The organism is Pseudomonas sp. BIGb0558 (genome assembly GCF_024807515.1).
Taxonomy (GTDB): domain Bacteria; phylum Pseudomonadota; class Gammaproteobacteria; order Pseudomonadales; family Pseudomonadaceae; genus Aquipseudomonas; species Aquipseudomonas yamanorum_A.
The window spans coordinates 41,739-54,320 of the sequence record NZ_JANUEW010000036.1 but is presented as its reverse complement, the minus strand read 5'-3'; the positions used below and the strand labels follow the sequence as shown (position 1 = coordinate 54,320).

Sequence of the window (12,582 nt, the reverse complement as noted above, 5' to 3'; positions counted from 1 at the left end):
TCGAAACGTACATAACTCTTTGTTTACCAAGGAGTTTTCCGTTTCGACTGCGCCGGAAGTGGGGCGAATTATAGACTTCCAGAATCTGCCGTCAACCCTTAATTCAGCTTTTCTATCAATCCATCCCGACAATCCCGAAATTCGACTATATAGAGAAGAATCCCGAACAAATTGAGCAATATATTGCCCATCGCCTAACAGTTAAGCATCATAGTCACTTCTGCTTCTTTAATATGACCTCGGACGAACACCCTCAATGACCACTTCACCCCGTAGCCTGGCCACGACATTGTTTCCGGTCGGCCTGCTACTCATTGCCATGGCCTCCATTCAATCAGGGGCATCGCTAGCCAAAAGCATGTTCCCCATCGTCGGAGCCCAGGGCACAACTACCCTGCGCCTGGTTTTCGCCAGCGTGATCATGCTGCTTCTATTACGCCCGTGGCGCGCCAAGCTGACAGCCAAGTCACTGCAAACCGTCATCGTTTACGGAATGGCGTTGGGCGGAATGAACTTCCTCTTCTATATGTCGCTGCGCACCGTCCCCCTCGGAATCGCAGTAGCCCTCGAATTCACCGGCCCGCTGGCAGTCGCCATCTATGCTTCGCGACGCGCTGTGGACTTTCTCTGGATAGCATTGGCCATCGTTGGCCTCCTGCTGTTGATCCCCACGGGAGAAGCCAGCAGCGGCATCGATCTCACTGGCGCAGCCTATGCACTGGGCGCTGGTGCATGCTGGGCGCTCTACATCCTCTTTGGACAAAAGGCTGGTGCCGACAACGGCGTACAAACTGCTGCCCTTGGCGTAATGATTGCCGCACTGTTTGTTGCACCGATCGGGATCGTCCACGCAGGCGCAGCCTTACTCACCCCCTCGCTGATCCCGATCGCCATTGGAGTCGCGGTTTTATCCACCGCCCTGCCCTACACCCTGGAGATGGTCGCCCTGACTCGCTTGCCTGCCCGCACATTCGGCACCTTGATGAGTATCGAACCCGCGTTCGGCGCCTTGTCAGGCCTGTTTTTCCTTCAAGAACACCTGTCCCTGGCGCAATGGCTGGCCATCACCTGCATCATCCTGGCCTCGGTTGGCGCAACCCTGACCATGCGTAACGAATCGAAGCCACTCGTTCCTGCCGATTGATTCAGGATTTGACGTAGCTCTGGCATTTGCCGCTCAATTAGGCCATGTTTAGGCCGTAACCCAGTGTCACTCATGGAGAATTTCGATAAGGACATCATGAACGCTACACTCGAGAGCGAGCAAAGCCAGCTTCGCGCAGTTAAGCGAGGCGGCTATTAAGGATAGTAATGAAGCGAATTTTGATGCTGTTCATGATTGTGGCAATCGCAGGTTGTGCCGCGACAACCAAGACTGAAGTGAAACGGGGAAAAAAAGGGCTGCATATCAACTGTTCGGGCCTGTCCTCCTCCTGGGATCAGTGCTACGCCAGTGCAGCCAATTCATGTGGCGCCAAAGGCTATAAAGTCATCGCCAAGTCGGGCGACAACGCCGAAGACCCGGGCGACTACCCGTTCGGCCTCAACCCTGCCGGCTACACCAGCCGGAGCATGATTGTCATCTGCAAATAACTGTCGACGCACTTACAGGCTCGACAGTTGCTGGCTGAGCACGTCGTAGTTCGATGACAGGACCTGCGCCTGCACCTGCGGGTTGACCATCATCCGCGCCACCACCAGGGCGCCGATGCATTGCGACAGGATCGACCACGCCAGGTCCTCGCTACCCAGCGTTGCAGCCCAGCCCGCCTGTAACCGGCAAATCCAGTCCTGCGCCTGTTGGCGCACCGACACATCCGATCGCGCAATCTCCGCACCCAGGCTCGGCAACGCACAGCCGGCTTCCGACTGCTCCACATGAGCCATGCTCAAGTAAAACTTCAAACAGCGATCCAACCGCTCCTTACTCTGCACCCCGGTGCCATTCAAGCGCTCGAGGCTATGGCTCAATTCGCGCTCGACTATCGAGCTGAACAACTCATCCTTGGAAGCGAAGTGGCTGTAAAACGCACCGCCACTCAAGCCAATGGCTTTCATCAAGCCATCCACTCCAACACTGGAAAACCCTTCTTTTTTCGCCAGGGCAGCACTGCTATCCAGCAGCTTCTCTCTGGTTTCCTGCTTATGGCTGGCTGAATATCGCATCACTTACCCCCGGTTTCGTCAGCTTGACGCCTACCGAATCGTAGCATAACGTTCGTTTGGCAAACGATCGTTTACTAAAGGATTTCCCATGACGAACAACAAGAAAATCGTATTGGTAGTGGGTGCCGGCGATGCCACGGGTGGCGCCATCGCCAAACGCTTTGCACGCGAAGGTTATGTCGCATGCGTGACCCGGCGCAGCGCCGATAAACTGCAACCCTTGGTGGAAAGCATCCACGCGGCTGGCGGCGAAGCCCATGGTTTTGCCTGCGATGCCCGCAAGGAAGAAGACGTTATCGCGCTGATCGAGCAGATTGAAACCGAGCTGGGCCCCATAGAAGCCTTTGTCTTCAACATCGGCGCGAACGTGCCGTGCAGTATCCTGGAAGAAACCGCCCGCAAGTACTTCAAGATCTGGGAAATGGCCTGCTTCTCAGGCTTCCTAAACGCCCGGGAAGTGGCCAAGCGCATGGTCACCCGCAATCGCGGCACTATTCTGTTTACAGGCGCCACTGCCGGGTTGCGTGGCGCCGCCGGTTTTGCCGCATTCGCAGGCGCCAAACACGGGATCCGTGCACTGGCGCAGAGCATGGCTCGTGAACTAGGTCCGCGGAATATCCACGTCGCCCACGTGGTGGTGGATGGCGCCATCGACACTGACTTCATCCGCGACAACTTCCCGCAAAAGTACGCCCTCAAGGATCAGGACGGTATTCTCAACCCCGAGCACATCGCCGATAACTATTGGTACCTGCACAGCCAGCCTCGGGACGCCTGGACCTTCGAGCTGGACCTGCGCCCGTGGAATGAACCCTGGTAAGCACGCCCCCATAACAATAAACAGCGAGTACCCAGCATGAGTAAAACCGTGGAATTTTTCTTCGACCTCGGCAGCCCTGCCACTTATCTGGCCTACACCCAGCTTCCTGGCCTGTGCGCTGCAACCGGCGCCCAGCTGATTTACAAGCCAATGCTGTTGGGCGGCGTGTTCAAGGCCACCGGCAATGCATCGCCGGTCACCATTCCCGCCAAAGGCCGCTACATGCTCCAGGACCTGGCGCGCTACGCCCAGCGCTACAACGTCCCGCTCAAGTTCAACCCGCACTTCCCCATCAATACATTGACGCTGATGCGTGCAGTCACCGGTGTCCAAATGCGCCAACCCGAGCGCTTCCAGGATTTCATCGACTGCCTGTTCCGAGCCCTTTGGATAGAAGGCCGTCACCTGGGTGATCCTGCTGTGGTGGCTGCGGTGCTGGCTGAACAGGGTTTTGACCCCGAAGCAGTCCTGGCGTTGACGAATGACGACGCCGTCAAGGCCACCCTCAAGGACAACACCGAGCACGCCATCCAGCGCGGCGTATTCGGGGCGCCTACGATGTTCGTCGGCGACCAGCTGTTCTTCGGCCAGGATCGCCTGGAGTTTGTTCGCGAAGCGTTGAGCTAGATTTCAATCACCAAACGCCCTTGAGCGCCGCCTGCGAGTAACTCATAGGCGGCGTTTGCCGTGTGCAGGTCGAATTGACGCCCGTCGAGAATCGGCTTGAGCTTCCCGGCATCAATCAACCGCGCCGCCTCGGCAAGAATCTGCCCGTGGTGCTCGCGGCCCTTGCCCGTCAGCATCGGCAGCAGGGTAAACACCCCGGAGTAAGTCGCCCCGCGAAACGACAACGGCGCCAGGCTATGAGAGCCCCAGCCAAGACAACTCAGCACATGGCCGTGATAAGTCCTGGCCGCGCGGAAGGATGCATCCAGCGTCGGCCCGCCCACCGTGTCATACACAATGTCAAAACCTTCGCCCGCCGTGTGCAAGGCTACATACTCCTCGACGGTGTGCTGTTGATAGTCGATAAACGTCGCGCCCAGCCCTTCGATCAGCGCCCGATGCCTGACGGAACCTGTCGCAAACACCTCTGCGCCAAACGCATTAGCCAGCTGCACCGCAACATGTCCTACACCACCCGCACCACCCTGGATCAGTACTTTATGCCCAGGGCCTACATGCGCACGGTCCACCAGCCCTTCCCATGCGGTGATCAGCACCAGCGGCAATGCCGCGGCTTCGCGCATGCTCAGGGTCACGGGTTTTCTCGCCAGCAGGCGTGCATCCACCACGGCAAACTCCGCCAACGACCCCTGGATGCCCCCAACTCCCGTCGCCAGGGCGTACACCTCATCGCCCGCCTTCCACTCGTTGATATCCGGGCCCACTGTCTCGATGATCCCCGCCAAGTCCAAGCCAATTACAGCTGGGAACGACTGACGGGCATGGGCTGCCTCGCCTGCGCGAATTTTCCCGTCCAATGGATTGAGGCCACTGGCCTTGATCCTTACCAGCACCTCACCGTCACCCGGAGTCGGCCTGGGAATCATCGCCAGCCGCAACGGCCCGTTCGCCACATCCACCATCAGGGCACGCATTTGAGTTGTATCAGTCATGGTCGCGATCTCGATTCATCAGGAAGTGATCACCATGATGTGCCCGCCGATTCATGCCGATAAGACGCCAAGCCGCTATAGTGACCATGCTCATTTTGCATGAATCGGTAGCCCCATGGATAAGCTCAACGCAATGGCCATTTTCGTCCGGGTAATCGAGCGCGGGAGTTTCTCTGCGGTCGCCCGGGAGTTGCAGACCACTCAGCCCACCATCAGCAAAGTAATGCGGGCGCTGGAGACCGAACTGGGTGGCAAGCTGATTTCCCGCAGTACCCGCAAACTCTCCCTGACCGACGAAGGCCAACGCTATTACAGCCATTGCCGACAAATCCTCGCGGCACAGTGGATGCCGCGGAACACAGCTTCCAATCCGGCAAGGAAGCCGTTGCAGGTCCGCTACGTATAGGTTCGTCGGTGAGCTTTGGCCGCCTGCACATTGCCTCGCGCCTGGCGGGATTTCTTGAGCGATATCCACAGGTCCAGGTTGACCTGCAACTCAACGACCAGAACCAGGATCTGGTCAGTGAAGGCCTGGACGTCACCCTGCGCATTGGCGAGTTGCCCGACAGCGGCCTGGTCGCCCGCCAGATCGGCACTACCCACCGAGTCACGCTCGCCAGCCCGGCCTACCTGGCCAAACACCCAGCGCCGCAAACCCCGCAAGCGCTGACCCAGCACAATTGCCTGCTGTTCAACCTGCTCAGCAGCCAGAACCAATGGGTTTACGAACAGGACGGGACGCGGCACAGTGTCAAGATCAAGGGCAACGCCCAGAGCAATAACTCCGAGGCAGTACGCGAGATGGTATTGGCAGGGCTCGGCATTGCGCTGTCGCCCCTATGGTTGTTCTTTGATGACCTGAACGCTGGCCGGGTGGTCGCGTTGCTGCAGGACTACACCCCACAGTCGCTGCCGATTCATGCCGTTTCGGCGCCGAATCGTCGCCAGTCCGCCCGGGTCAAAGCGTTTATCGACTACATGGCCGATGCCCTGACCCAGGCGCCCGAGCTGCAGCCCCTTAGATAGCGGCCGTACGCACCTGCAACCATTCCAGCGCCGCGCCACTGAGCAGTGGGCTCAGGCGCTCACGGACTTGCGCGTGGTAATCGTTGAACCACTGGCGTTCTTCCACCGTCAGCAGCGACGGCTCCAGACAACGGGTGTCGATCGGGCACAGCGTCAGTGTCTCGAACTTGAGGAACTCGCCAAACTCGGTCTTGCCCGCTTCACGGTTCAGCACCAGGTTCTCGATCCGCACACCCCAACGCCCCGGACGGTAAGTGCCTGGTTCGATGGACGTAATCATGCCGGCCTGCATCGCGGTTTGCGGTGCGGCGACGGCTTGATAGGCGATCACCTGCGGGCCTTCATGCACATTGAGGAAATAGCCCACGCCATGACCGGTGCCGTGGCCATAGTCCACGCCTTCGGCCCAGATCGGCGCACGGGCGATGGAATCCAGCAGCGGCGAAAGAATGCCCTTGGGGAAATGCGCGCGGGACAAGGCAATCACACCTTTGAGCACACGCGTGCAATCGCGTTTCTGCTCCTCGGTTGGCGTACCAATAGGCACCATACGCGTGATATCGGTGGTGCCGCCCAGGTACTGGCCACCGGAGTCGATCAGCAGCAAGCCATCGCCTTCGATCAGCGCGTGCTCTTCTTCAGTTGCGTGGTAGTGCGGCATCGCGCCATTGGCATTGAATGCAGCAATGGTGTTGAAGCTCAACGACACATAACCCGGCCGGCGGGTGCGCGCCGCCGTCAGGTGTTCATCAATGGTCAGTTCGGTGATGCGCTCACGACCCAACGCACTGTCGAGCCAGGCGAAGAATTCGCACAAGGCCGCGCCGTCCTGCTCCATGGCCTGACGAATATGCTCGGCGTCTGCCAGGCTTTTGCGCGATTTGGCCAAGGTGGTCGGGTTAAGCCCTTCGATCAGCTTGACGTCACTGCCGAGGTTTTCCAGCAACCCGGCGGTCACCCGCGCCGGATCGACCTGCACACTGGCGCCCGACGGAATGGCCTTCAACGCAGCTGCGACTTCGCTGTAATCACGCAGGGTCACGCCATCCTGCTCCAGCACGGCACGAAGCTCGGCATCGACTTTGCTCAAAGCCACAAACAATGTCACCTGCTGCTGGCCGATCAAGGCAAACGACACAAACACTGGGTTGAATGAAACATCACCGCCACGCAGGTTAAACAGCCAGGCGATGTCGTCCAGGGTTGCGATGAAATGCCAGTCGGCGCCCTTCTCGCTCAAGCTTTCGCGCAGGGCCGCGAGTTTTTCGCCGCGACTGACGGTGGCCTGGGGCGGCAGGTGTTGATAGATCGGCTGGTTCGGCAAGGTGGGACGGTCTTGCCAGACTTCATTCAACAGGTCGATATCCGTGCGCAAGCGTGCACCGCGTGCCTCCAGCTTGCTGCCCAAGGTGCGCGCCGAAGCCACGGCCATGACCGCACCGTCCACTGCCACCACGCCACCTTCCGGGGTCTGCTCCGCCAGCCATTCCAGCGGCCCGGGCTGGCCGGGTTGCAGCTTGACCAACTCGATTCCGCTGCCCTTGAGTTCCTTGGTCGCCTGCTCCCAATAGCGGCTGTCTGCCCATACACCGGCGAAATCAGCGGTGACAATCAGGGTGCCCACAGAACCGTGAAAGCCCGACAACCACTGGCGCCCCTGCCAGTAACCCGGCAGGTATTCGGACAAATGCGGGTCGGCCGACGGCACCAACAGGGCATGAATGCCCTCGCGGCTCATCAGTTCGCGGGTATGCGCCAGGCGCTGGGGAACCGTTCCATGGGTCAAAGGCTGTGTGCTCATCGTGTCTCCTGCTAACCACTAATAATTGTTATGGGGTCAAACGGCCCAGAACGCCGGTGCGCTGGCCAGTGCCGCCTTGATCAGCTGTACCGCCTGATCGATGTCCTGCTCGGTGGTAAACCGCCCGAGGCTCAAGCGAATGGTGCGACCCGCGCTGCGGGCATCGTGGCCCAGCGCCAGAAGCACATGGGACGGGGCATTGCTCGCCGAATTGCAGGCCGACGTGGCCGAGAATGCAATGCCCGCGCTCAAGGCGGCGGAATTGAACTCGCCCTCGCTGAACGTCAGGCTCAAGGTGTGGGGAATGCGCTGGGTAAGGCTGCCATTGAGGCGCACCCCGGCAATCGTATTCAGTTGTTCCAGCAGGCGCTCGCGCAAGGCAACGATGGTCGCCTTTTCTTCTGCAAACGACGCTGCCGCTAACGCGAACGCTGTGCCCATGCCGGCGATCTGGTGAGTCGCCAGGGTGCCGGAACGCAAGCCGCCTTCATGGCCACCGCCGTGAATCTGCGCCAGCACTTTCTGCTGCGCACGCGGGCCGACGTACAGCGCGCCGATGCCCTTGGGGCCATAGAGTTTATGGGCGGAAAACGACATCAGGTCTACTGGCCATTCGGCCAGGTCAATCGCCACCTTGCCCGCGCCCTGCGCCGCATCCACGTGAAACAACGCTCCATGCTCGCGCACGCGCGCGCCGATCGCCTGGATATCGTTGAGGGTGCCCAACTCGTTGTTCACCAACATCAGCGACACCAGGAAGGTGTCTTCACGCAACGCTTCGCTAACGGCCTCGACGCTGATCAACCCCTCGGCATCCGGCACCAGGTACGTCACGGCAACCCCGGCTTCCTGCAACTGGCGAGCGGTGTCGAGCGTGGCCTTGTGTTCGATCTGGCTGGTGATGATGTGCCCACCGGCCACACCCCGCGCCTGGGCAACGCCCTTGATGGCGAGGTTGTTGGACTCGGTGGCACCGGAGGTCCAGACGATGCTTGCCGGCTCGGCGCCGACCAATTCCGCCACTTGGCGCCGCGCCTGCTCAACCGTTTGCCGGGCCTGTTGGCCGAACGCATGGGAACTGGACGCAGGGTTACCGAAGTTGGCGTTGAAACCCAGGCACTCGACCATCACCTGGATGACCCGCTCATCCACCGGCGTGGTGGCGGCATAGTCGAAATACAGCGGACGTTTATTCATGACGTTAAAGACTCGCAGAGCATGTTCCCGAGAGCAGCGTCTCAGGGGCAGCGATCAGAAAGGAAGATGGTTTACCTGATCCCGTGCCGTTAAAGAAAGACCACTTTATTTAAAAGTGCGTAGGAACGCTCCTGAAACTCAGCTTAACAGGCTCCGGGAAACGGATGGCAAACAAAAAGCCCGAGGTTCCTGTAGGAAACCTCGGGCTCATCGACCTGGCCACTGACTCAGCTGGGGCGACCATGCAGCGTTACACCGCGCTCGGCATTCATCTCGCCCTGACGGTCAAAACCAAAGCTTTTCTGTGGCTGGCCGGTCAGTTCGGCTTTCTTCTGTTGGTATTCATCAAACGACAGGCCTCGGCGGCTCAGGGCTTCCAGCGCCAGCTCCTTGCTTTCCTCAGCCGAGTAACCACGCAGTTCAGGCGACGACGGTGTCGCACAACCGGCAAGGACTGAGGTGACAAGCAATACGGAAATGGCGAGAAAACGGTTCATGGCGAAGGTCCTGCGAAACGGGTTGAAGTCAATGAGCACAGGCTACTCCCGCCCCTTCAAGGTGAAAAATCATCAGCCGTGATAGTCGCTATCAACCTTTGCGACGCTGGTGATAGTTGCGCCATATATTCCATACGGATCTATAAGTATGGAAATACGTTCATTTACGGAATAAACACAACCCTCTATAAATGGCTTCAACGCTCACGCCACTGTTCGCCTGGCAACTGTTGCCCAGGCAACAGTCATTCAACAAAACACCAGGCAGACAACACCGCCATTTTCCAACACCTGGCCCACAGCCCGCGCCAGTCAAGGGCTACGCAGCTTGGTACAGCTCTTGCTCAAGCCCCGCTACTGCTCTTGCCCTGAGCCACTGTTGAAAAAGGAACTGTTGATGACCCGTCCACTGAATGTCGTTGCCCTCTCCGGCGGAACCTGGCGTCCGTCCCGCACCCTGGTGTTGACCCAGGCGGTGCTGGCCGAACTGGCCAATCAATTGCCGATCCAGACCACCCTGATTGAATTGGGCGACATTGCCCGGCCGCTGGGCGGCGCACTGTCCCGCCAGGAATTGCCCGCCGACGTCGAAGCCCAACTGCAAGCCATCGAACAGGCCGACCTGCTGATCGTCGCCGCCCCGGTGTATCGCGGCTCCTACCCTGGCCTGCTCAAGCACCTGTTCGACCTGGTGGACCTCAACGCCCTGATCAACACCCCGGTGTTGCTGGCGGCCACCGGCGGCAGCGAACGCCATGCGCTGGTACTCGATCACCAGTTGCGCCCGCTGTTCAGTTTCTTCCAGGCCTTGACCTTGCCGATTGGCGTGTACGCCACCGAGGCCGATTTCACCGATTACCAAATAACCAGTGAGCCCTTGAAGGCCCGCATTCGCCTTGCTGCAGAACGCGCCGCGCCGTTGTTTGCCGCGCATCCCACCTCTCTGCTGAAAATCGCTTAAGGATTTGTCATGGATGTTTTCTGGTTTCTACCTACACACGGTGACGGCCATTATTTGGGCACCACCCAAGGCGCTCGCCCGGTCACCCTCAACTATTTGAAACAAGTCGCCCAGGCCGCCGACAACCTCGGCTACCACGGCGTGTTGATCCCCACCGGCCGCTCCTGCGAAGACTCCTGGGTGATCGCCTCGGCGCTGGTGCCGCTGACCGAACGCCTGCGCTACCTGGTAGCGATTCGCCCGGGGATCATTTCGCCGACCGTCTCGGCCCGCATGGCCGCCACCCTTGACCGCCTGTCCGGTGGCCGCCTGTTGATCAACGTGGTGACCGGCGGCGACCCCGACGAAAACCGCGGCGACGGCAGCTTCCTCGATCACAGCGAACGCTACGAAGTAACTGACGAATTCCTCAAGATCTGGCGCCGCGTGTTGCAGGGCGAATCGGTGGATTTCGAAGGCAAACACCTGCGTGTGCAGAACGCCAAGGCACTTTACCCACCGGTGCAGAAGCCGTATCCACCGCTGTACTTCGGCGGTTCCTCGGACGCTGCCCACGACCTCGCTGCCGAACAGGTAGACGTGTACCTGACCTGGGGCGAACCACCGGCTGCCGTCGCGGAAAAACTCGCCGACGTGCGTGAACGCGCCGCGCGCCATGGCCGCGCCGTCAAGTTCGGGATTCGCCTGCATGTGATCGTGCGCGAAACCGAAGAAGACGCCTGGAAAGCCGCCGCCAAACTGATCGAACACATCAGCGACGACACCATCGCCGCCGCGCAAAAATCCTTCTCGCGCTTCGACTCCGAAGGCCAGCGGCGCATGGCCGCCCTGCACGACGGGCGTCGCGACAACCTGGAAATCGCCCCCAACCTGTGGGCCGGCGTTGGCCTGGTGCGAGGCGGCGCGGGCACGGCCCTGGTGGGCAACCCCCAGCAAGTCGCCGAGCGGATCAAGGAATACGCGGACCTGGGCATCGAAAGCTTCATCTTCTCCGGCTACCCGCACCTGGAAGAGGCGTACCGCTTTGCCGAGCTGGTGTTCCCGCTGCTGCCGGAGCCCTACGCGAGCCTAGCCGGGCGCGGCGTCACCAACCTCACCGGACCGTTCGGCGAAATGATTGCCAACGACGTGCTGCCGGCAAAAGCCTGAGCACGCTGAGATCTGCTGTATGTGGGAGCGGGCTTGCTCGCGAAAGCGGTGTGTCAGTCACCGAAGTTGTTTCTGGGCCACCGCATTCGCGAGCAAGCCCGCTCCCACATTTGGGCTTTATTGCCAAACAGACATTGAGGAATACCGCGTGACAGCCAAACCCAACAGCGTCCTGCCCTCACCGTTGCAGACCGCCAAACTGCTGGCCGCCGAATTCGCCCTCACCGCCGTCGAACGCGACGAACGTGGCGGCACCCCCAAGACCGAACGCGACGCCCTGCGCCAGAGCGGCCTGCTGGCGCTGAGCATTCCCACCCAATACGGCGGCCTCGGCGCCCGCTGGAGCGAGACCCTGGAGATCGTGCGCGAATTCGCCAAGGTCGACAGCTCCATCGCCCACGTCTTCGGTTTTCATCACCTGATGCTCGCCACCGTACGGCTGTTCTCCCGCCCGGAGCAATGGCAACCCTGGTACGAACAAACCGCACGCAAAAACTGGTTCTGGGGCAACGCCCTCAACCCGCTGGACACGCGCACGGTAGTCAAGGCCTTCGGCGGCTGGCGGGAATTTTCCGGCAAAAAGAGTTTTTGCTCCGGCGCCAGCGACTCGGAAATGCTGATCGCCTCGGCCGTGGATGAAAGCGCAGGCGGCAAACTGCTGATCGCCGCAATTCCCAGCGGGCGCAGCGGCATCACCTTGCACAACGACTGGAACAACATCGGCCAGCGCCAGACCGACAGCGGCAGCGCCTCTTTCGAACGGGTACGTGTGGAGGAGTCGGAACTGCTCCTGGACCCCGGCCCGCTGAGCACACCCTTCGCCTGCCTGCGCCCGCTGATCGCACAACTGACCTTCACCCACATGTTCCTCGGCATCGCCGAAGGCGCCTTTGCCGAAGCCCGCCATTACACCCTGACCGAAACCCGGCCCTGGCATAAATCCACGGTGCAGGACATTCGCCAGGACCCTTACGTACTCAACCACTACGGCGAATTCTGGGTCGCGCTGGAAGGCGTGCGCCTGCTGGTGGAGCGTGCCGCCGAACTGCTGGACCAGGCCTGGGCCAAAGGCCCGAGCCTCAGCGAAGGTGAGCGCGGCGAACTGGCCATCGCCATCGCCACGGCCAAGGTGGCCGCCACCCGCAACGGCCTGGAACTGTGCAGCCGCCTGTTCGAAGTCACCGGCGCGCGCTCCACCCACGCCTCCCTGCGCCTGGACCGGCACTGGCGCAACCTGCGCACGCAAACCCTGCACGACCCGGTGGACTACAAACTCCACGAACTGGGGGACTGGGCGTTGAACCAGTCCCTGCCGATTCCCACGTTCTACTCCTAGAAGAGGTGCC

General features: G+C 60.4%; 12 protein-coding genes and 1 pseudogene. 8 read left to right on the top strand and 5 right to left on the bottom strand.

Annotated elements, in window-relative coordinates:
- Positions 1-256 precede the first annotated feature (256 nt).
- Together rhtA and M2400_RS27675 are read left to right on the top strand one after the other, a co-directional pair.
- Positions 257-1,144, top strand: coding sequence for a threonine/homoserine exporter RhtA (gene rhtA / locus M2400_RS27680; RefSeq protein WP_177042782.1), 888 nt, complete (start codon positions 257-259; stop codon positions 1,142-1,144).
- A 167-nt stretch (positions 1,145-1,311) separates the two neighbouring features.
- Positions 1,312-1,593 (top strand): hypothetical protein, encoded by a 282-nt coding sequence (locus M2400_RS27675; protein ID WP_003210144.1) that lies wholly within the window; start codon positions 1,312-1,314, stop codon positions 1,591-1,593.
- A gap of 12 nt (positions 1,594-1,605) precedes the next feature.
- On the opposite strand, the gene M2400_RS27670 is transcribed toward M2400_RS27675, so the two are convergent.
- Complete coding sequence (locus M2400_RS27670; protein WP_177042783.1) at positions 1,606-2,166, bottom strand: TetR/AcrR family transcriptional regulator; 561 nt, start codon at positions 2,164-2,166, stop codon at positions 1,606-1,608.
- Positions 2,167-2,254: 88 nt separating this feature from the next.
- On the opposite strand from M2400_RS27670, the gene M2400_RS27665 reads away from it, so the two are divergent.
- Positions 2,255-2,986, top strand: coding sequence for an SDR family oxidoreductase (locus M2400_RS27665; protein ID WP_167665787.1), 732 nt, complete (start codon positions 2,255-2,257; stop codon positions 2,984-2,986).
- A gap of 36 nt (positions 2,987-3,022) precedes the next feature.
- Entirely contained in the window at positions 3,023-3,613 is a 591-nt protein-coding gene (locus M2400_RS27660; protein WP_259201294.1) for a 2-hydroxychromene-2-carboxylate isomerase, read from the top strand.
- Here the strand turns inward: M2400_RS27660 and M2400_RS27655 are convergent.
- On the bottom strand, positions 3,610-4,605 hold the full coding sequence (locus tag M2400_RS27655) for a zinc-dependent alcohol dehydrogenase family protein (RefSeq protein WP_259201293.1): 996 nt from the start codon (positions 4,603-4,605) through the stop codon (positions 3,610-3,612). The two genes, M2400_RS27660 and M2400_RS27655, sit on opposite strands and share 4 nt — an antisense overlap.
- A gap of 115 nt (positions 4,606-4,720) precedes the next feature.
- Between M2400_RS27655 and M2400_RS27650 the strand changes: the two are divergent.
- Positions 4,721-5,631 (top strand): annotated as a pseudogene (locus M2400_RS27650) (LysR family transcriptional regulator).
- Here M2400_RS27650 and M2400_RS27645 read toward each other — a convergent pair.
- The 3 genes from M2400_RS27645 to M2400_RS27635 form a co-directional block, all read right to left on the bottom strand.
- Positions 5,624-7,432, bottom strand: coding sequence for an aminopeptidase P family protein (locus M2400_RS27645; protein ID WP_259201292.1), 1,809 nt, complete (start codon positions 7,430-7,432; stop codon positions 5,624-5,626). The pseudogene M2400_RS27650 and the gene M2400_RS27645 overlap by 8 nt on opposite strands.
- Positions 7,433-7,468: 36 nt before the next feature.
- The gene (locus M2400_RS27640) at positions 7,469-8,629 is read right to left on the bottom strand and encodes a cysteine desulfurase family protein (protein ID WP_177042788.1); all 1,161 of its coding nucleotides are present in this window, start codon (positions 8,627-8,629) and stop codon (positions 7,469-7,471) included.
- 227 nt (positions 8,630-8,856) lie between these two features.
- Positions 8,857-9,126: a hypothetical protein gene (locus M2400_RS27635; RefSeq protein ID WP_177042789.1), complete on the bottom strand. Its 270-nt coding sequence runs from the start codon at positions 9,124-9,126 to the stop codon at positions 8,857-8,859.
- A 397-nt stretch (positions 9,127-9,523) separates the two neighbouring features.
- Here M2400_RS27635 and msuE point away from each other — a divergent pair, with 397 nt between their 5' ends.
- From msuE to M2400_RS27620, 3 genes are all read left to right on the top strand, one after another.
- On the top strand, positions 9,524-10,087 hold the full coding sequence (msuE, locus tag M2400_RS27630; RefSeq protein ID WP_088425167.1) for an FMN reductase: 564 nt from the start codon (positions 9,524-9,526) through the stop codon (positions 10,085-10,087).
- A 9-nt stretch (positions 10,088-10,096) separates the two neighbouring features.
- Positions 10,097-11,236 carry an FMNH2-dependent alkanesulfonate monooxygenase gene (ssuD, locus tag M2400_RS27625; RefSeq protein WP_259201290.1) on the top strand — a complete coding sequence of 380 codons (1,140 nt, stop codon included), beginning with the start codon at positions 10,097-10,099 and terminating at the stop codon, positions 11,234-11,236.
- Between the two features lie 148 nt (positions 11,237-11,384).
- Complete coding sequence (locus M2400_RS27620) at positions 11,385-12,572, top strand: acyl-CoA dehydrogenase family protein (RefSeq protein ID WP_177077856.1); 1,188 nt, start codon at positions 11,385-11,387, stop codon at positions 12,570-12,572.
- Positions 12,573-12,582: the final 10 nt, after the last annotated feature.

Bases quoted from the DNA above. Each gene is read 5' to 3' on its own strand.
- msuE (WP_088425167.1), top strand. From the start codon at position 9,524: ATGACCCGTCCACTGAATGTCGTTGCCCTCTCCGGCGGAACCTGGCGT.
- M2400_RS27635 (WP_177042789.1), bottom strand. From the start codon at position 9,126: ATGAACCGTTTTCTCGCCATTTCCGTATTGCTTGTCACCTCAGTCCTT.
- M2400_RS27660 (WP_259201294.1), top strand. From the start codon at position 3,023: ATGAGTAAAACCGTGGAATTTTTCTTCGACCTCGGCAGCCCTGCCACT.
- M2400_RS27675 (WP_003210144.1), top strand. From the start codon at position 1,312: ATGAAGCGAATTTTGATGCTGTTCATGATTGTGGCAATCGCAGGTTGT.
- M2400_RS27640 (WP_177042788.1), bottom strand. From the start codon at position 8,629: ATGAATAAACGTCCGCTGTATTTCGACTATGCCGCCACCACGCCGGTG.
- ssuD (WP_259201290.1), top strand. From the start codon at position 10,097: ATGGATGTTTTCTGGTTTCTACCTACACACGGTGACGGCCATTATTTG.
- M2400_RS27645 (WP_259201292.1), bottom strand. From the start codon at position 7,432: ATGAGCACACAGCCTTTGACCCATGGAACGGTTCCCCAGCGCCTGGCG.
- M2400_RS27665 (WP_167665787.1), top strand. From the start codon at position 2,255: ATGACGAACAACAAGAAAATCGTATTGGTAGTGGGTGCCGGCGATGCC.
- rhtA (WP_177042782.1), top strand. From the start codon at position 257: ATGACCACTTCACCCCGTAGCCTGGCCACGACATTGTTTCCGGTCGGC.
- M2400_RS27670 (WP_177042783.1), bottom strand. From the start codon at position 2,166: ATGCGATATTCAGCCAGCCATAAGCAGGAAACCAGAGAGAAGCTGCTG.
- M2400_RS27655 (WP_259201293.1), bottom strand. From the start codon at position 4,605: ATGACTGATACAACTCAAATGCGTGCCCTGATGGTGGATGTGGCGAAC.